The sequence below is a fragment of the Anaerostipes sp. CAG:276 genome (assembly GCF_000432215.1).
GTDB classification, from domain to species: Bacteria; Bacillota; Clostridia; order Lachnospirales; family Lachnospiraceae; genus Anaerostipes; species Anaerostipes caccae.
Map to the genome: position 1 here is coordinate 109,275 of NZ_FR889177.1, position 18,158 is coordinate 127,432.

Sequence of the window (18,158 nt, forward strand, 5' to 3'; positions counted from 1 at the left end):
CCGCCTCCGGCCAGCATCTCCCTGGCAAACTGGTGGATGACAGCCTGATGAGGAGGCACATACATGCCGCCGTAGCGCTTTGCTGCAGTCAGCCCAAACATGTGGTCATCTTCGTTGATCGTCCCGCCCACGGCACAGAGGCTGTTATGGCAGTTAGTGAGCACATAAGGAACCGGGAATTTCTCGATCCCTGACGCTCTCGCCGTCTGTATGATCCCTACAAATGTAATATCGTGGGAAGTCAATGTATCAAATTTAATCATCAGCTTGTCCATGTTTCCGGATGTATTGTGATCGCTGAGGATTCCATATGCAATGGTATTCTGTCTGGCTTCTTCTTTTGACAGTGCAGACCCTGTAAGCTGTGCTAATTTTTCTGTGTTATCTTCATCTACCAATTCGGTGCCGTTCACTAAATAAGCACCTTTTTCATACAAATTAATCATACTTTCCTCCTGAATCTTTTTAGGAGATTATATCATAAGATCATGTTTTAGGAAAGAAAAACAGTCTGGCACCATCAAAAACATTATAACTGGCATTTTAAAAGATGCCACATATTGTATTAAGATAAATGAAAATAATCGATATGATTTCGCAAGAGGAGGACTGATGTTATGAATCAAACAAAAAAACTTGTATATACTGCTCTGTTTACCGCACTCTGCTGCGTGGGAACCATGGTTATCCAGATTCCCACCCCTGCCACTCACGGATATATCCATCTGGGGGACGCCTTCGTTATTTTGAGCGGTGTGATCTTAGGGAAAAAGTACGGTTCCCTGGCCGCCGGTATCGGCTCCGCCTTTGCCGACATTTTCTCCGGCTATGCTTACTATGCTCCCACGACTTTTATTGTCAAATTCCTAGTAGCATTGACTGCAGCAACCCTTTACAAAATATTGACAAACCACGGAGTTAAAGAACTCATTGCCATGATTCCCTGCGGGCTGGCAGATATCTTTTTTGTGGTAACCGGCTATTTTATTCATTCTTATATCACTGAGGGCGTGGGACCGGCACTTTTAAGCGTTCCTTCCAATGCGGTACAGGGATGCTCCGGCCTGGTCGTCGCAGCGATCCTGCTTCCTATTTTAACTGCGGTTCCTGATATCAAACGCGCAAAATTGTGCATGAATCACGAGTAGACTTTAAAAACTGCTGCTCCATGACTTTATTCGTTTGTCATGAAGCAGCAGTTTTTTGATCTGTTTTAGATAAAAAATCTATTTCAACCGATACATATGATTCAAAGGACCGCTGCCTTTTCCCAGGTCCAGCCCGTCAAGCAGTGCGCCGGTAATATACTCTTTTCCATTCTGAATGCTCGTCTCCATATCACATCCCATTGCCAGATTGGAAGCAATAGCAGATGAGAGCGTACAGCCTGTCCCATGGGTATTTTCATTTTCCACCCTCGTGCCGCGGAACATCTTTTTCTTTCCGTGATAAAAAAGATAATCGTTTGCATCTTCCACCGAGTGTCCGCCTTTCATCAGGATATATCCGTCAAAATATTCTCCGATCTTTGACGCGGCTTCTTCCATATCCTCTTTTGTCCTTATACTGACTCCAGAGAGCACTTCCGCTTCCGGCACATTGGGCGTAATGATATCAGCCAGCGGAAACAGCACCTCCTTTAAGGTCCCGATGGCATCCCCGCTTAACAGCCTGCTGCCGCTGGTAGACACCATAACCGGGTCCAGGACAATATTTTTTGCACCATACTGTTTCAGTTTTCCGGCAATTCCCTCGATTAGTTCTTTTTCCGAAACCATACCGATCTTCACCGCATCCGGATAAATGTCCGTAAAAATACAGTCCAGCTGCTGTTCCAGAAAATCTCTGGATACATGATAGATTCCCGCAACCCCTGTGGTGTTTTGTGCCGTCAGCGCCGCAATGGCCGACATGCCGTACACACCGTGGGCGGCCATGGTTTTTAGATCAGCCTGAATCCCTGCCCCGCCGCTGCAGTCAGATCCCGCAATGGTCAATACTGTCTTCATCGTATTCTCAACTCCTCTGCTTTCTTTCGCAATTCTTCCGTCTCTTTTCTAATGTTCTCGGCTCCGAAAATGGCAGAGACCACTGCGATCCCGTCCACATGGCTGCCTTTCAGTTCCATCATGTTATCCTTTTTGATCCCTCCGATGGCTACGACCGGTATGTTCACTGCATCGCATACCTTTTTTATCTCTTCGAACTCCACCACCCTGGCATCGGTCTTTGTGGGCGTGGCTTTCACGGCTCCAAGGCCCAGATAATCTGCTCCGTCGGCCTGTGCCTTTAATGCCTCTTTTACATTGTGGACCGATACTCCTATGATCTTATCCGGCCCCAGAATATCTCTGGCATTCCGGCATGCCATATCCTCCTGCCCCACATGAACACCGTCTGCTCCGCATTTAAGGGCAATCTCCACCTCGTCATTGATAACAAACGGCACCCCGTACTTCCTGGACAGCTTTGCCATCTCTATTGCTTCCTGTAAGAACGCATCATACTCCAAATCCTTCTCCCTGAGCTGGAGGAATGTTATACCTCCGTCCAGTGCATCTTTCACCTGTTCCATCAATGTCTGCCCGCCTGTCCATGCGGAATCTGTCACCGCATAGAGGGTCATTGCCTCAGATTCTACTCTCAACCTTTGCACCCCTTTCTAATTCCTCTGCCGTCAGGCTGCTCATGGCGTCGATCAGATGCATCCTCAGAGAAGAAGTTCCTTCGCATTTTGTCCTGGCCTTCTCCCCGCAGTATCCCATGGCACACACTGCTGCCGCTGCTGCTTCCAGAACCCTGTCCTGATTGGACCCCACAAATCCGGCGACGACTCCGTCAAGCATACATCCGGTTCCGGTGATCTTTGCCATCATCGGATTGCCGTTTCTTAAAACAAAAACCTTGTGCTCGTCGGCTACTATGTCAATGGCTCCTGTGATCACAATGACTGCACCGGTCTGTGCAGACAGACACTTTGCCATATCCGCTGCTTTCCAAAGGTTTTCTTCCGTCACGGCATCTGCTTCGCTGGCGTCCACACCAAGCGTAGCACCGCTGCCTTCAAATACCGTCTTGATCTCGGAAATATTTCCCCGGATCACGCTGAAGCGAACCTCTCTTAACAGTCTCTTAACAGTCTCCGTTCTCATAGAGGATGCGCCTGCTCCCACCGGATCAAGGATCACCGGATGACCCAGCTCATTGGCTTTCTTCCCTGCCAGCACCATCGCCTCAACGGTCCTCGCGTTCAGCGTCCCGATATTGATCACAAGTGAGGTACAGATACTCGTGATCTCCTCCACCTCACCCTTGTCATCCGCCATGATCGGCGAACCGCCGGATGCCAGCACAATATTGGCCACATCATTGACCGTCACATAGTTTGTCATACAATGGACAAGAGACGGATGCTTTTGTACATTATGTAATATGTCTTTAAACATAAACATTCCTCCTGATCATAATTTTTGAAAAAGCACAGACAAAATCCCTGCGTCTCTTATTATACCTTATCGCGCGAAACACAGGGATCTTTTTTATATTGTTATCGGATTTTTACTTTGATTTTAGCATAGGACCGGGAACCATCCTTTGCCTTGGCATAGATCGTAACCGTCTTTCCTCTGCCCGCCTTCTTCGCCTTTACTACGCCCTTTTTAGAAACCGTGGCGTATTTGCTCTTACTCGTCTTCCATGTAACCGACTTCTTTTTGCCAACTGTCTTTACTTTTGCTTTGAGACGGTATTTATCTCCGGCTTTGAGAGTCAGTTTTTTCTTATTCAGTTTCACCACAGTCTTTTTAAATACTGCGGACACGGTTACATTTCCCGTGATGCGGAAGGAATAGCTGCTACCTTTCACCTTTTTGCCTGCTGCTTTCATAGTGGAAGGCTTATAGCAGTAATATTTTGCGGCCTTCGGCTTTACCGTTACCTTCTGCCCCGGCAGGTATCCTCCTTTTCCGGAGATAGTTCCATGCTTAGTTTTTGCTTTTACCGTCACAAGCCCGGAAGTTACAGGATAAGAATACACCGTACAGCTGTCGTCATAATCCTCGTCGTCTACATCGCTCTGTGCTTTGGCCTGAACCGATGTCTTCTTCCTGTTTAAATTTTTATAATCGAAATCTTCCTGCTCCGTCACAGGCATGAAGAGAAACCTTGAGCCAACAGTGGTTCCTATGAGATCTTCTTTAAAGGCTGCCTGATAGTCCATGGCTTCAAAACGATCTTTGGAAACAGAATACCGGAACACATTTCCGCAGCCGTCTGTATTAAGCCCCACGTAGGCCAGACCATCTCTGCATACGCCCACAATGGCCGTATAGATCTCTTCGCCCTTATTTTTTGGTATCAGAGAAGCTGATTTTTTCACCCATTTCCTGCTCTTATCGCTGTAAACAAGATTCTTTGGAATCTCCCCTTTCTTTCCGCTGCTGCCCAGGGTAAGGATCAGCTGATTTCCCGACTGGACGGCCACACTCTGGCAGCGCCCTTCCGGAAGTCCCGGGGCTTTGGACCACTGTTTTTTCTCCTTGTCGTAACAAAAGACACTCTTTTCCATAGCTCCGGTCTTTTTATTCCGGCCTCCGATCACATAAATCTTCCCATTGTAGGCGGTCAGAGCTGATCCCTCCAGTTTGGCCCCGCCTGTTTTCGTCACATAGGAGTCAACTCTCGACCACGATTTCGTCTGAAATGAGTAGCTCACAAGAGATCTTTTTGTCTCATATCCCAAATCCGCCTCGGCTATCGCATAGACAGCCCTGTCACAGTAGACCGGTGCTGAATCCAGACTGAGATCTGACCGGTCCAGTTCTCCCTTCTTTATGCCTGCAAATGCTTTCTCCCGTGCCATAGAGGATATTCTGGAAAATTCCTGTTCCTCCTCATCCATCACATAAAGATTCAGCTCTTTGTCCAGATAATACATCTTCCTGCCGTCGGAGACTGCACCCCCGCCGTCTGTAATATCCTCGGCTGAAAAGACTTTTTTCGGCCCGTTTTTACCTTTTATAAAATAAAATGAACCAGTGACAGATTTTCCGCTGCCGGTCAGGATCTCGACTTCGCCCACCCGGTTTACTAACTGTCTGTTTTCCAGAACGATCTTTGTATCACTCCAGGATACTGCCTTTTCTGCCTTACCGTTGACCTTTACAGTACCTCCAGTTCCGAATCCTTTCCCTGAGAGAACGACTCTGCCCCCGGAAACTGCTGCGCCGGTGAGGATTGCATTCTGATCAGACAGCTTCCTGCCGTCCAGAACTCCCCTGGTAATCACGGGCAGATCCTTCACTGTTCTTGTCATTCCAAGGACTGTCTCCCTGTTGGAGAGTGCATCCTTCTTCCCATAGTACCAGGAAGTGTTTGCCACCGCACCGCTCACCAGAGGGGCAGCCATGGATGTCCCGCTGGAAAAATCGTATTTCCCGAAATCCCGGCTTAATACACCTGCCTTGCTGACTGCAGTGTCATCCAGACGGATCGTAAAATCCTGCTTCTCTAATACTACCAGTGAAATACCAACCGCACGCTTTTCATTCTTTGTTGTGCTGCGGGTTGGATAGGACAGATGTCCCCATACATCCGACTCGCCGTTGGCTGCCATCATAGGGATCGTACCCGTTATCATGTTTATGGTGACATCTTCCGACGTCAGAGGATCTTCGATCTGACCTTCTTCATCCAGCTTATAGTCCTTTGCCATGACCAGTCCGGCCCCGTCTTCCACTGCCAGACTGCTGGAAGCCTTGAGCATCGTGCTCAAATAGGAATCTGTGCTGCCCTTGGCGCTGTCATAAGGAAGATATACCGTATAGATATCTCCGGGCTCTGCATTCTTCACTGAAATCTTCGCTGACTTTCCGGCAGATTCTTTTCCAAAATAGTCACTGTCCTCAGAAACCGCCACCGTACCTTTTCCGATGCTGCCTGATCCCTCTGTCTTAATCTCTGAGACATCACCGTCATTATAGTTTTTATAAAACTGGCAGTTTGAATTTCTCTCCCCGTCACTGTAAATCGAAGGATTAAAACAGTCTTCATTGACCGTAGACAAAATCTGATTTCCCGGCGCGGCCATATGTACAGACTCTTTCCCATAGTTTGAATAGGACGCCAGTCCGTCTTTCTCATTGGATGCCGCAACCGATATCACATAATCGCTGTCAATGCCTGCCGGAATGGATGCGTTCCCTTCATTGTCCTCACTGTCGTTTCCGGCGGCACAGACTGTCACCGCCCCTTTCTTTCCTACAAGTTCGATCAAATATTTCATCAATTCCTGTTCGTCAGCCTCATCGATTCCCCAGGAATTGTTTATAGCCGCCACATTGACACCTTCCATCTGCTGCTTATAGATGTAATAATAGGCATCGATCACGTCAGATAATTCACCGTCTCCGTCTTCGTCCAGCACCTTCAGTGCCATCAGCTTAACATCGCTGCTCTGGCTGATACCCGCAACGCCCCTGCCGTTGCCTGCCTGAGCCGCAATAATACCGGCACAGTGGGTTCCGTGACCGTAATCATCGGAAGGATCTGCATCATGGTTGACAAAATCATAGCCATGTCTGCCGTAGAGCACATCTGACCTGTTTGTCCACAGCCTGTCTCTGAGATCCTCATGTTCAAGGTCAATTCCTGTGTCAACTACCGCCACAACCGTTTCTTTGCCTTTGGACCCGGATGTCTTGTCATAAAACTGATCATAGCCGACATCCTTCCCTGTACTGCCTCCATTCTGACCGCTGTTTTTATTTGCCCACTGAAAGTCAAAATAGGGATCGCTGCCTCCCAAAATCCTAATCTTATAATTGGGCTGTGCGGCAATCACCTGCGGATCCTTCTTCAGCTGTCTGACCAGATCCTCCGTGCTCTTTTGTGAAGTCACTCTGGCAATGGAAACTGCGGAATTCTGAGAAGCGCTCCTCGTCTTCTTTTTGGTATCCGCCGAAAAGTTCCAGGCCTGCTTAACCTTTATTCCGGAGGAAAAAGGAGCGGATCTGCCCTTTTGCCCTGATGCCGTCGTCCGGTACATGACCAGTGCTTCTCCCTCCTCATATCCTGCTTCCTGTCTGCCGGAAAGCAGCTTTTTCATCTCTGTCACCTGGTCTTTGCCGGAAGCCGCGCTGACCGCAGCGGGAGCCGATGTTCCCAAAAGAACCGCCGACATCAGCCATGCTGCCCATCTTTTAAAATACCTCATACTCTCTCCTTTCCCCTGCTTGTATCTCATTGTTAGAGTATAACATACCTTCTCATTACGTTTGTTACATTTGGTTTACAATTCTTTAAACCCCGTTTTCCCCCAGAAAAGCAGCAGGCAAATAAAAAGATTTTCTTTTTTCGGCACACATTGGAAGAGACCGAATAATATAAACTGTAAATATAATCAAGGAGGAAACAACATGAGTGATTTAGCTGCAACAGGTTGCGGAACATCATGCAATTCAGGATTCGGAGGAAACAACTGTCTTCTTCTTATTCTCTTATTATGCTGCTGCGGAGGCGACGGCGGATTCGGAGGAGGAGACGGATGCGGATGTGATTCTATCCTTTGGATCATCATCTTACTGTGCTGCTGCGGAGGCGGATTCGGCGGCGGCAGTGGCTGCGGATGCGGATGCTAATCTGATATGTCCTGATAAACCAAGGGCAGCGGGTAACAAACCTGCTGCCCTTTTTGCGTGCCGTAAAATAAAAAGTGTCCGGAAATGATCCTCCGGACACTGAAATATCTATTATTTAAAACAGCATAAAAGGGCAGCGATCAAAATCAGTATGCTTCCGCCTTCCATACTCTGCTTTTTCATGATTCCATTTCTCTGTCCTGAAAATCCCATTTCTCCTTTTCTTCTGAGACATTCCTCATCCAGTTCGTAAACGGTATTTTCTTCTTCTACAAAAATTTCACTCATAATTTTCTTCACCTCCTAATAATATAGGATATGAGAATGAAACCTAAGGTTGTGACAAAATGGATCAAAAACAAACCCACTGGGAGCACTTTTTCCGTGACGACTCGTCCAATATGCTGGAAGACGCGCTCCCTTATCTCCCTCCCACTCTGAAAAAATCTGCAGCTCTTTACATCAAACTCCATGAACTGCAAAACATCATGGAAGACTTTGACGATGAGGATACTCTCTCCGCATGCGGACTGGACCAGAACAATGCTTCTCTGGAAATGATGCTTACCGCGATGAGAATGCGGGCCCCCAAGGAAACCTCAAAACAAATCGATCAGATACTCCAGATGATGAAAATGGCAAAAATGTACCAGTCCTATCAGGATTTTCTGCAGGCAAATCCAAATGCCAATGCTTCGCCCGGCAATTCTTCAGCCGATTCAGACATGATGGCAAAACTAATGCCGCTGTTTATGTCCCAGTCTCAGCCTGAAAAGCAGGAAGCAGCAAATGCACCCAACAGTGACCTGTTAAATCAAATCAATCAAATTCTGAAAAAGTGAGGTATCCCGCATGAATGAACAATGGAAAATGAACCGCGCGGTCCAGAGCATCGACCCAAAGAAAATAGAAATCATGGAACTTCTCGTGAACCAATGCCGGGGCAAAAACCTGGAAGACATCCTGCCTGATCTTATGGCGGCCTCCAGCCGCCTGGCAGAACAGGGCATCGCATTTACCAACGAAGAAACCGGCATCATCATAGACGCTCTCTCGGAAACTATGACCGGCCAGGAAAAGCAGAGACTTGAAATGCTGAGAAATATGATACTTTAAAAAAATTTCCGGATACTTTTAAAAAGTATTCGGAAATTTTTTATTTCATAAATTATTCTTCGTATCTGATCCTTTCAACAAGAGAATCCTTCTGCAGTTTTCTGCTCATAAATGCGGACAGAATGATCTGCAGCATCAGAAGGATGCCTGCCATCACAAGGATCTCGGCCATAGGAAAATGATAGTCATTAATACCGATCATTCCGGTATCCTTACATTTCAGGAACAGCATGTATCCGGCGGCATTTCCAAAGGTAAGCGATATCAGCAGAGTCCCCGCCGTAAAAATCAGCCCTTCCATCTGGAGCATTCTGGCCAGCTGCCGATTGGTCATACCCAATGCCTGCAGGATTCCCAGTTCTTTTTTCCGGGTAACAATGCTTGTGATCAGTGTATTGGCCATATTCATGAATCCAATGATCCCAATGACAAACAGCAGGGCATATAAAGAGTCCCTGAGAAGCCCGATGCCAAGCTGCGCAGTGCGGTATGCATCATCGTAAGAGAGCAGGTCATAAAACTCGCTGCCTCCTGTCAGATTCCTCAGCTGTTTTTCCACTGCCGTCTTTTTTTCCGGAAGGCAGGAAATATAAATTTCGCTGGTCAGATTCCCTTTCACGCGGAGTTTCTTAAATGTCTCCTCTGTCATAGCCCAGCTGGCTTCCAAATGTGCATTTGCAGAACCGGTGATTTTTAAAGTAAGCGGCACTTTTCTCTCTCCGTCCAGCAGATCCATAGATATCTTGTCTCCGATGTGATAGCCATTTTCATCGAAGAAGTGATCCCAAAGATAGACGGTTCCGCTTTCTTTTACTAATTGCTCATAGTCCGCACTGCCGCGCTCTAATCCGCTTTTTACAAAAGCATTAAAATCCTTTTTGGATACGATCTGAATGACTGAAGTTCCTTCTTCTTCGTTACCACGGACTTTTACTGCGGCCCATTTACCAGTTTCTACTCTTGTAACACCATCGATCTTTTTGATCTTCTCTACTACCGAAGCATTCATGAGTCCCTGTTCCTGGACCCGGTTCAGATTTTTCTCCGGATAGGTTTTATCATCCAGTTTCGTATCCAGTGTCAGATAAAAGTCCCCTTTTTTCACATCTTTTTTAGCCTCATAGGCCGGATCCATATTGCCGCACAGATTAGCGATGGTGACGAACATTACACAGCTCAGCCCCATAGTAAGGATGGTCATCAATGTCCGTTTCCGGTTGCTTGACAAATTTGCCCTGGTAAGACCGATCAGCTTTACCTGCCTGCATCCTTTCCTCTTCTGTTTCTTTTTCCCGGTGTTTTCCTGATACCGCACCGCTTCCACCGGAGACACTTTGGCTGCAATCTGCATCGGCCGTTTCACGGAAAGACAGACGGTAATCAGCGAAAGGATCCCTGCTCCGGCCAAAACAGGTATGCTGAACAGCTGAGTATTTGCGATCGCTTCGTTGATGGACTCGTTTACACTGCTGAACCCGGCAATCTTCGTAAAAAACAGATCTGTTCCAAAATAACCCACAATCAGTCCAACAGGTATACTGATGCCGGACAATATCATGCCTTCCCGGAAGATCATCTGTTTCATCTGCTTCTTCGTCATTCCTATGGCCCGCAGTTTCCCGTATTCCTGTACTTTCTGTATCATACCGACATAGAAAATATTGTAGATCACAACGATGCTGAATAAGACGACAACCGCCGCAATAAATACTCCCGCAGCCACGGTTTCTGCCCCCGGGTCCGTATCCCACATAATAAAAATCGTATTGAGAGAAACATTTTTTTCAGGGATGGAAAGTTTCTCTGCCAGCTGATTGATACTTTCCTTCAGCCCGTTTTCTGTGACTTTGTCTGCCTTCTTCATCTTTACACAGAGCATATAGGATCTTTGTTCCACAGGGACAGCCTTTTCAAAAAATTCTTTTGATACTACGGCCCCGTATGCCTGCTTCAGATCATTCATTTCACTGTCAGGCAGAAAGCCGGTAATTGTGAATTTTTTTCTCAGTACGGTTCCTTCCCCATTGATCCGGTAAGGAACTGTGACCGTGTCTCCTATCTTAGGTTTCTTTTTCATCAGCTTCTTAAAAAATGATTTCTGAGCCATGATCTCATTTTCCCCGGTGGGAATTCTGCTCTGGCCGGTCATCTTTAAGTTCGACATTGCCCGGGCATTCTGGTCATAGTAGGAAAGTACGCCGCTGGCTTTCCCCAGCTCAACCGTGGCTACAGAGGACATGGAGCCTGTCTTTTCAATCTCGCCTCTGACGGAAATTTCCTGCTTCTTTTCTTCACTGATTCCGGTAAATGCGGCATGAAAATCTCCATAGAGGACAGAGCTGTTGTGACTGTTCATTTTCAGTATTCCATTGCAGCTTAAACCGATGATCGTTAAGAGAGCCGTCGTCAGCATAATGGAAATCCCGATGAGGATACTTCTGCTTCTGGTCTGCGTTAAATTCTTTTTCGACAACTGTGTGACTGCTTTCATTTAATCCACCACCTTGCCGTCTTCGATCAGGATAATACGGTCAGCCATCTGTGCAATCTCCTCATCATGGGTAATCATAACCAATGTCTGTCCATATTTCCTGGCCGTCATTTTTAAGAGGGAAATTACCTCATCCCCGGTCTTTGTGTCCAGATTTCCGGTCGGTTCGTCCGCCAGTATGATATCAGGCTTTGACGCAATCGCTCTGGCAATGGCAACTCTCTGCTGCTGGCCGCCGGAAAGCGTATTGGGAAGATTGTGCTTCTTCTCTTCGATACCCAGTGTACACAAAATCTCATTCACGAATGCCTCATTCACGTTTCTTCCATCCAGCCCAATGGGAAGAACGATGTTTTCCCACACATTCAGGGAAGAAATCAAGTTAAAGGACTGAAAGATAAATCCGATCTTTCTTCTCCGGAAAACAGCTACCTCTTCTTCCTTCATACAGCTGATGTCCTTATCTCCGATCAGGATCTTTCCTTTTGTAGGGCAGTCCAGTCCTCCAAGCATATGAAGAAGTGTACTTTTTCCCGAACCGCTCTTTCCTACAATCGCAGCAAATTCACCCTGATAGATTTGGAGGGATGTGTGGTCGATAGCACGCACCTCATTTTCTCCGCTGCCATAATATTTACATAAATCCTTTGTCTCTAGAATAACTGTATTCTGCATTTTTTCATACCTCCTGTTCTTACTGTCTATGATAAATGCCTCCTCTTACATTCATCTTTCAATCCAAAAGAAAAAGCCTTACAAATCTGTAAGACTTACATGTATCGTAAAAATACTTCCCTGCTTCCCCGCAGAAACAGAAACAGACCCTCCCTGTGCCTCCAGGATACTTCTGGTAAGATAAAGACCGACTCCGGATCCATCCGCCTCTTTTACCTGCGGCGCTGTTCCCCGATAGAACCGCTGAAAAATCTTGGTATAGTCTCTGCTGTCAATTCCGATCCCCTGATCCTCAATTTCTATCCTCAAAAAACTGGTCCGTTTCATCATGCGGATCTGGATACACGTATCCCTTCCGCTGTACTTCACTGCATTTTCCAAAATATTTGCAATCGCTTCTCTGGTCCAGTGGGGATCATGGGGGATTGCCATATCCGCAGCCTCATCGCTGTTTTTCACCACTTCTATCTCGATATTCTTCTCCTGGGCCTTCACATACACGCTGCTGACCGCCTGTGCGATGGTATCCATGATAGGTGCCTGAATCTTTTTCACTGAGATCATGCCTGTTTCCATTCTGGAAATATTAATAAGGGCTTTTGTGAGACTGTCCAGGCGCTGGGTCTGCCCCACTGCCTGTCCGAGAAACTCTTTCTCCTCTTCCTTTGACAGATCTTCTTCCGCTAAAAGCTCCAGACACATTTTCAGGGATGCCACAGGTGTTTTCAGCTGATGGGATATGTCAGTTACCAGGGACTTTGTGGTTTCCTTTTCGTCCTGGATTTTCTTCTCCTGCACTTCCAAACGTTTTCCAAGGGAGTTGAGCCTGCTGAACAGTCTGCTTTTCATCCCCTCTTCCTCACGATAAGCGACCTGATAATGTCCTGTATAAAATTGTTCAATGACGCTCCCGAATTGTTCGAATTCCTGCTCTTTTCTTCTGACGGCCTCTCTCATTCGGATATATGCAGCCGCTGTGATCAAAAGGTACGCACCTAAAAAAACTCCTCCGGAACGGACGATGTACTGCACCATGCGGCTTTGATACCTTGCTTTCATCTCTTCTTCAAAACCTGCCCTGGCATAAACCTGTCTTCCCTTTTTCTGCAGTGCTTTTTCTTCTTCTCCCTGAAAGATATGATACAATATCTCTTCCTGAGTCTTTCCATCTTCCATCATTCCTGCCGTTTCCAGCTGCTGCTTTTCTTCCCGGATCAGCTTTCTGTTTTCTGAAAATAATCCATATCCAAAGATACATAAGAAAATAGCTGCTGTACAGACAGAAAATCTGACCCAGCCGATCTTTTCCCTCTTTCCAATCAATTTCCGGTACACTCCTTATCCCATAAATATCCGATCCCCCGTATATTTTTAATATACTCCGGTTTGGACGGATCTGGCTCAATCTTTTCCCTGAGCCTTCTGATGTTGACTGCTACCGTGTTTTCATCGGCAAACTCGCCGTCCATGTCAAACATCTGCTCTAAAAGCTGGCCTTTGGAAAACACCTGCCTTGGATGGGAGATAAACAAAAGCAGCAGTTTCCATTCATTTTTGGTAAGGCTTCTCTCTTCTCCCGATACCATGACCTTCATCTCTGTCTTATGGACACAGACTTTCCCGGATTCTATCTTTTCCTCTTTTACATCCATCCGGGCAAATACCGCGTGTATCTTCGAGATGAGAACGGCAAGACTGAATGGTTTTACCACATAGTCATCCACTTCCGTCTTCCAGCGTTATATCACAGATGACCAGATCAATCTCACTGTTATTCCATAGTCTCATGCCTTCCTGAATCCCCGCACAGGCCAGGACCTCATATCCTTCTTTTTCTAATTTAAAGCATATGCCGCGTCTCAGGCTCTCATCGTCTTCCAGCAGCAGGATTCTGCCTTTCATCATGTCCTCAATCCTCCGTCTATGTATTTCTGTCAGTTTAGTTCATACTGCATAAAATTCTTATTTTTCCGAAACCCGAAGTCTTTATACAGTAAAACTCCCATATCCGATGCAGTCACATGAACAACACCGCATCCATAATTTCTCGCTTCATCGATTACTTTCTTTAATAGAACCCGTGCAATCCCTCTTCTTCTGTGCTTTTCCACTGTATACATACTGGATAGAATACCGATCTTTCCAGTTGGATTTTTATAATACGGAGGTTTCTCTGTAAATGACATTCCGCTGGCAGCCACGATTTCCTCACCGCACACTGCAAGCCATGAAATATACAGTCCGGTTTCTAAATTTCTCTCATAAAACTCTGTCAGATATGGTTTCAGCTCAAAATCAGCCTGTGCTCCTTCATCTTTCAGCTGTTGTACTCTCATCCGAACGACTGCCGGTATATCACATACGGTCATCCTCCGGTAAGAAATTCTTTTTGAAGAATACTCATCTAAATGTCTCATGTCCTCCTCCCTCCTGTTATTTTAGAACAAAAGTGTGCATCCTTTTTATTCCATAGGACGACCCTCCCTATGAAATAAAAAAGTATGTGTAAAGTCCCATCTGACACAAAAGAATGACCGGGATGCCATACATAAACACCGGCTTCCTTGTCTTATGCCGGAACATCCGCATAGCCAGCCAGGCTCCCACAGATCCTCCTGCTGCTGCCAGCAAAATCAATGTCTTTTCCGGAATCCTCCATCTGTTCTTTTTTGCCCTTTGCTTGTCACTCCCATATATAAAAAATGTAATTACATTTATAAAAACAAGACAGACGATAAATAATTTCATGAAAGCTCCTTTCCCTCCTCTAATTCAAAAAGTAAAAATCTTAGTTCATTATAACATAGTCCCATTTTCTGTGTTAGACCTTTCTTTTTTTGTCCTTTTCAGCATTGTCCTGACACAGACAGCTTTTGTCTGAACAGAATCTATCCCTTTTATTTTTACGAAGAGTAAGGTATCAGGGATGTCTCTTTTCAATACATCCAAATATTAGAAGAAACCGGCTGCTGTATGACAGCCGGCTTCTTTAAAGACCTTTTTTTTATGGCAATGGAGATAATCGTTCTACTGTAAGAGTAGCATTTGTCAATGAAGTCAGATCAAAGCCTGCGGCTCCGGTGGAATAAAACGCCAAATCAATTTGGCCGTCCAGGAATTCAATGACGCTTCCCTGCAAGATTGTGATATCATCTGCAGAAATTGTAGTGTATTGCAGCGTGGAGTCAATAAATCTGCCGTTTTGCCGCACTCCTGCCGAAATTGTCTGGCCTGCTGTTTCAGCCGGATCGATACGGATCATATAATTGATTTCATATTCGCCCGGCATATAAATTTGTATTTCATTTTGGCCCGCTCCAACATTAAAAGATGGCATATAATTGTTAAATTGTACCTGTTCCACCTGGTCACTGACAGAAAAATCAAATGATTGAACCATGTTGGAATAAAGACCGCCGAACGCAGTTTCCACTGCCTTACCATCTATTTCGACAGTGGCTGGATAATCATGCAAAAATATATTCAGATTTGGAGATATAAAGTTTAAATCCTCTCCAAACCTGATAGGTATGGGACCGCCGTTGCCATTAATATAAAACAAGACATCCCCCGGATTAAAGGTGCCTTCCGGCCCTTGTTCTCCCTGCGGACCCGGTTTTCCCTGTGGACCCGGTTCTCCCTGTGGACCCGGTTCTCCCTGCGGGCCCGGCATCCCCTGTGGGCCTGGTTCTCCCTGTGGACCCGGTTCTCCCTGCGGACCCGCTTCTCCCTGTGGCCCTGGTTCTCCCTGCGGACCTGGTTCTCCCTGTGGACCCGGTTCTCCCTGCGGGCCCGGCATCCCCTGTGGGCCTGGTTCTCCCTGTGGACCCGGTTCTCCCTGCGGCCCTCGGTAGCATCTGCAATTACAGCAGTCACAGCAATTCTTTTGAAGTTTTTCGTTTTTACAGTTACTGCTTATATTCATATTATAATCCTTTCTATACGCATTTGAGAAACTATATTTGTATTAAATATGTAATATAAGTTTATGCCGAAAAATGGCAGGCTGTTCTTGTTCAATGTCTTTCCTTGTTATGTAAGACCAGATGAAATTTCCATCAAAATACAATAATGCGCTCAAAAACAGCCGGCTCATTTGCTGTCTGATTTCGTCATTGCTTCGATCTTTACCTCACCTTTTAGATTTTTAATCTGATCTCTGCCCGACACCGTCTCCCCAAGTTCATACAGGCCGCTGGCACCTCTGCATTCTCCGTAAAAAACTGCGACGTCTCCCCAAGGAGCATAATAAGCGAGGATTCCTGCCGGTCCCTTTGCCGGCGGTGTACCCTCAGTTTCAAGTTTTTTGGGCGGATAGAAAATCTTTTCGTTGTCGCTGTAATTCTCTATCCGAACAGACAGGGGCAGCTGGTTATAGAGTGACTGCGCCGCCGGACTTCCATTCAGACTGACGATAATGTTCTGACCATTTTGGCTTTTTATCCTCAGATACTGTTCTATAAGGACTTTCTTTTCCTGACCGGAAGTGCTCTCCTTCGTCCGGCCCGCACGGCTGCAGCCCGCTAAAGATAAAATAAAGACTCCCGCAAGTAAAAGTTTATAAACCTTTTTCAATCGGATTTCTCCTTCCTTTCTCTATGGCTGAATAAATGGTCTTGATTGTCTTGGCTGGAATTCCGCCGACAACCGTATTTTCTGGAACATCTTCTGCTGCAACAGCGCCTGCTGCGACTACGGCACCGTCTCCAACCGTGACACCGGGAAGTATTACAGCGTTTGCGCCGATCCATACATTTTTTCCGATATGGATCGGCTTTGTATAAATATCCCCTCGGTTCTGAGGATGAAGTTCATGGTTAATCGTAGCAAGGACTACATTATGTCCGATCAGAGCCCCGTCATCGATGGTAATTCCCCCCTGGTCCTGAAACCTGCAGCCGCTGTTAATAAAAACATTTTTGCCGATCGTGATATTCTTTCCGCAGTCTGTATAGAATGGCGGAAATATCCCGAAAGAGACGTCCACTGGCTTTCCTGTGAGTTTCATGAAAATCTCTCTTATTTCTTCTGGTGAGTGATAACTGCTGTTCATTTCAGCAGTCAGACGCAGGGCTTCCTGTGAAAGCATACACATATATTGATGTATTTCTGAGCCGGCAGTTACTGCCTTTCCACTGTTCACATAATTTATAAAATCTTCCAGTTCCATTTGATTGTTCATATCATCTTTTCTCCCTTATTTTTTTACTTATAGTATAATACTGATATTTTTACATAACAAATACTTATTATTAATACATTTAAATAGTTGAAACCTATATAAATCCATGTTAGACTAAATCCATCAACATGACTGCTGATTACAAATCAAATAAAGGAGGTCACACATGGAACTACGGGTACTGCATTACTTCCTGGCCATTGCACAGGAGCAGAGCATTGTACGCGCGGCAGAATCGCTGCATCTTTCACAGCCGACTCTCTCCACCCAGATTAAAAACATGGAAAAAGAATTAGGAAAACAGCTATTAATCCGTGGTACGAAAGGATCACGGAAAATAACACTTACGGAAGAAGGCATGATTTTAAGGAAACGTGCAGAAGAGATTCTTGATCTGGTAAAAAAGACCGAATGTGAGATCACTTCGGCCGATGACATTATTATGGGAGATATTTATATCGGAACAGGCGAGACCGATGGGGTCCGCCTCATTGCAAAGACTGCAGGAAAACTGCAGAAGATCTGTCCGGGAATCCATTTTCATATTTCCAGCGGCAATGCTACATTTGTGATGGAAAAACTCGATAAAGGGCTGCTCGATTTTGGAGTCGTTTTCGGCACTGTTGATTTGACAAAATACAATGCCCTCAAGCTCCCCGACAAAGATGTGTGGGGCGTACTCATGCGAAGGGATTCCCCCCTTGCATCAAAAAAAGAGATTACACCCGGGGATCTGCGGGACAAACCATTAATCCTGTCCCAGCAGGAGCACCGGGGCGGCAATTTCACACAGTGGTTTCAATGCCAGATGACGGATTTAAATATCGCTGCTACCTACAATCTCATCTATAATGCGTCTCTGCTTGTAGATGAAGGATTAGGATACGCCGTTGGTCTTGACAAGATCATCAACACCTCCTGCAGCAGTCTTTGCTTCCGTCCCCTGGCACCAAAGCTGGAAGAAGAAATGAGCATCATTTGGAAGAAACATCAAATCTTCTCCAGACCGGCCGAAAAATTTTTAAGCCTGTTGAAAGAATATTTAAACGGTATTTGA

19 protein-coding genes and 2 pseudogenes are annotated in these 18,158 nt (G+C 45.9%); 5 read left to right on the forward strand and 16 right to left on the reverse strand.

All coding sequences use genetic code 11. The features are described from left to right. Positions 1-446, reverse strand: a pseudogene (locus QVP35_RS03105) (hydratase); the annotation flags it as partial. 171 nt (positions 447-617) lie between these two features. On the opposite strand from QVP35_RS03105, the gene QVP35_RS03110 reads away from it, so the two are divergent. Next, positions 618-1,148, forward strand: a complete 531-nt coding sequence (locus tag QVP35_RS03110; RefSeq protein WP_006566686.1) for an ECF transporter S component — start codon at positions 618-620, stop codon at positions 1,146-1,148. Positions 1,149-1,226: 78 nt separating this feature from the next. Here the strand turns inward: QVP35_RS03110 and thiD are convergent, their stop codons facing one another. From thiD to QVP35_RS03130, 4 genes are all read right to left on the reverse strand, one after another. Continuing rightward, complete coding sequence (gene thiD, locus QVP35_RS03115) at positions 1,227-2,009, reverse strand: bifunctional hydroxymethylpyrimidine kinase/phosphomethylpyrimidine kinase (RefSeq protein ID WP_006566685.1); 783 nt, start codon at positions 2,007-2,009, stop codon at positions 1,227-1,229. Further along, positions 2,006-2,626 (reverse strand): thiamine phosphate synthase, encoded by a 621-nt coding sequence (gene thiE / locus QVP35_RS03120; protein ID WP_006566684.1) that lies wholly within the window; start codon positions 2,624-2,626, stop codon positions 2,006-2,008. Before thiE ends, thiD begins: the two co-directional genes overlap by 4 nt. Before the next feature lie 4 nt (positions 2,627-2,630). Next, a complete protein-coding gene (gene thiM, locus QVP35_RS03125) occupies positions 2,631-3,452 on the reverse strand; it encodes a hydroxyethylthiazole kinase (RefSeq protein ID WP_006566683.1) in 822 nt (273 codons plus the stop codon). 95 nt (positions 3,453-3,547) lie between these two features. Further along, entirely contained in the window at positions 3,548-7,213 is a 3,666-nt protein-coding gene (locus tag QVP35_RS03130; protein WP_022260784.1) for a S8 family serine peptidase, read from the reverse strand. Positions 7,214-7,415: 202 nt separating this feature from the next. Here QVP35_RS03130 and QVP35_RS03135 point away from each other — a divergent pair, with 202 nt between their 5' ends. Beyond that, positions 7,416-7,637 (forward strand): hypothetical protein, encoded by a 222-nt coding sequence (locus QVP35_RS03135; RefSeq protein ID WP_006566681.1) that lies wholly within the window; start codon positions 7,416-7,418, stop codon positions 7,635-7,637. 111 nt (positions 7,638-7,748) lie between these two features. Here the strand turns inward: QVP35_RS03135 and QVP35_RS03140 are convergent, their stop codons facing one another. Further along, positions 7,749-7,925: a hypothetical protein gene (locus QVP35_RS03140; protein ID WP_006566680.1), complete on the reverse strand. Its 177-nt coding sequence runs from the start codon at positions 7,923-7,925 to the stop codon at positions 7,749-7,751. A 59-nt stretch (positions 7,926-7,984) separates the two neighbouring features. Between QVP35_RS03140 and QVP35_RS03145 the strand changes: the two genes are divergently transcribed. Continuing rightward, positions 7,985-8,479: a hypothetical protein gene (locus QVP35_RS03145; RefSeq protein ID WP_006566679.1), complete on the forward strand. Its 495-nt coding sequence runs from the start codon at positions 7,985-7,987 to the stop codon at positions 8,477-8,479. Positions 8,480-8,489: 10 nt separating this feature from the next. Then, entirely contained in the window at positions 8,490-8,753 is a 264-nt protein-coding gene (locus QVP35_RS03150) for a hypothetical protein (RefSeq protein WP_006566678.1), read from the forward strand. A 52-nt stretch (positions 8,754-8,805) separates the two neighbouring features. On the opposite strand, the gene QVP35_RS03155 is transcribed toward QVP35_RS03150, so the two are convergent. The 10 genes and pseudogenes from QVP35_RS03155 to QVP35_RS03200 form a co-directional block, all read right to left on the reverse strand. Continuing rightward, positions 8,806-11,244, reverse strand: a complete 2,439-nt coding sequence (locus tag QVP35_RS03155) for an ABC transporter permease (protein ID WP_022260785.1) — start codon at positions 11,242-11,244, stop codon at positions 8,806-8,808. Then, entirely contained in the window at positions 11,245-11,919 is a 675-nt protein-coding gene (locus QVP35_RS03160; protein ID WP_006566676.1) for an ABC transporter ATP-binding protein, read from the reverse strand. It abuts the gene before it with no gap. A gap of 78 nt (positions 11,920-11,997) precedes the next feature. Continuing rightward, positions 11,998-13,242, reverse strand: coding sequence for a sensor histidine kinase (locus QVP35_RS03165; protein WP_006566675.1), 1,245 nt, complete (start codon positions 13,240-13,242; stop codon positions 11,998-12,000). Beyond that, positions 13,239-13,824, reverse strand: a pseudogene (locus tag QVP35_RS03170) (response regulator transcription factor). The gene QVP35_RS03165 and the pseudogene QVP35_RS03170 overlap by 4 nt, the downstream one beginning before the upstream one ends. A 29-nt stretch (positions 13,825-13,853) precedes the next feature. After that, a complete protein-coding gene (locus tag QVP35_RS03175) occupies positions 13,854-14,336 on the reverse strand; it encodes a GNAT family N-acetyltransferase (RefSeq protein ID WP_022260786.1) in 483 nt (160 codons plus the stop codon). A gap of 67 nt (positions 14,337-14,403) precedes the next feature. Beyond that, the gene (locus QVP35_RS03180) at positions 14,404-14,667 is read right to left on the reverse strand and encodes a DUF1294 domain-containing protein (RefSeq protein ID WP_006566672.1); all 264 of its coding nucleotides are present in this window, start codon (positions 14,665-14,667) and stop codon (positions 14,404-14,406) included. Positions 14,668-14,923: 256 nt separating this feature from the next. Then, positions 14,924-15,481, reverse strand: coding sequence for a collagen-like protein (locus QVP35_RS03185; RefSeq protein ID WP_225103685.1), 558 nt, complete (start codon positions 15,479-15,481; stop codon positions 14,924-14,926). Continuing rightward, positions 15,424-15,795, reverse strand: a complete 372-nt coding sequence (locus QVP35_RS03190) for a hypothetical protein (RefSeq protein WP_288187741.1) — start codon at positions 15,793-15,795, stop codon at positions 15,424-15,426. The genes QVP35_RS03185 and QVP35_RS03190 overlap by 58 nt, the downstream gene beginning before the upstream one ends. Positions 15,796-16,011: 216 nt before the next feature. After that, positions 16,012-16,494, reverse strand: coding sequence for a cyclophilin-like fold protein (locus QVP35_RS03195; RefSeq protein WP_006566668.1), 483 nt, complete (start codon positions 16,492-16,494; stop codon positions 16,012-16,014). Beyond that, positions 16,478-17,101, reverse strand: coding sequence for a DapH/DapD/GlmU-related protein (locus QVP35_RS03200; RefSeq protein WP_009289451.1), 624 nt, complete (start codon positions 17,099-17,101; stop codon positions 16,478-16,480). The genes QVP35_RS03195 and QVP35_RS03200 overlap by 17 nt, the downstream gene beginning before the upstream one ends. Before the next feature lie 166 nt (positions 17,102-17,267). On the opposite strand from QVP35_RS03200, the gene QVP35_RS03205 reads away from it, so the two are divergent. Continuing rightward, on the forward strand, positions 17,268-18,158 hold the full coding sequence (locus QVP35_RS03205) for a LysR family transcriptional regulator (RefSeq protein WP_022260788.1): 891 nt from the start codon (positions 17,268-17,270) through the stop codon (positions 18,156-18,158).

Bases quoted from the DNA above. Each gene is read 5' to 3' on its own strand.
- QVP35_RS03110 (WP_006566686.1), top strand. From the start codon at position 618: ATGAATCAAACAAAAAAACTTGTATATACTGCTCTGTTTACCGCACTC.
- thiD (WP_006566685.1), bottom strand. From the start codon at position 2,009: ATGAAGACAGTATTGACCATTGCGGGATCTGACTGCAGCGGCGGGGCA.
- thiE (WP_006566684.1), bottom strand. From the start codon at position 2,626: ATGACCCTCTATGCGGTGACAGATTCCGCATGGACAGGCGGGCAGACA.
- thiM (WP_006566683.1), bottom strand. From the start codon at position 3,452: ATGTTTATGTTTAAAGACATATTACATAATGTACAAAAGCATCCGTCT.
- QVP35_RS03130 (WP_022260784.1), bottom strand. From the start codon at position 7,213: ATGAGGTATTTTAAAAGATGGGCAGCATGGCTGATGTCGGCGGTTCTT.
- QVP35_RS03135 (WP_006566681.1), top strand. From the start codon at position 7,416: ATGAGTGATTTAGCTGCAACAGGTTGCGGAACATCATGCAATTCAGGA.
- QVP35_RS03140 (WP_006566680.1), bottom strand. From the start codon at position 7,925: ATGAGTGAAATTTTTGTAGAAGAAGAAAATACCGTTTACGAACTGGAT.
- QVP35_RS03145 (WP_006566679.1), top strand. From the start codon at position 7,985: ATGGATCAAAAACAAACCCACTGGGAGCACTTTTTCCGTGACGACTCG.
- QVP35_RS03150 (WP_006566678.1), top strand. From the start codon at position 8,490: ATGAATGAACAATGGAAAATGAACCGCGCGGTCCAGAGCATCGACCCA.
- QVP35_RS03155 (WP_022260785.1), bottom strand. From the start codon at position 11,244: ATGAAAGCAGTCACACAGTTGTCGAAAAAGAATTTAACGCAGACCAGA.
- QVP35_RS03160 (WP_006566676.1), bottom strand. From the start codon at position 11,919: ATGCAGAATACAGTTATTCTAGAGACAAAGGATTTATGTAAATATTAT.
- QVP35_RS03175 (WP_022260786.1), bottom strand. From the start codon at position 14,336: ATGAGACATTTAGATGAGTATTCTTCAAAAAGAATTTCTTACCGGAGG.
- QVP35_RS03180 (WP_006566672.1), bottom strand. From the start codon at position 14,667: ATGAAATTATTTATCGTCTGTCTTGTTTTTATAAATGTAATTACATTT.
- QVP35_RS03200 (WP_009289451.1), bottom strand. From the start codon at position 17,101: ATGAACAATCAAATGGAACTGGAAGATTTTATAAATTATGTGAACAGT.
- QVP35_RS03205 (WP_022260788.1), top strand. From the start codon at position 17,268: ATGGAACTACGGGTACTGCATTACTTCCTGGCCATTGCACAGGAGCAG.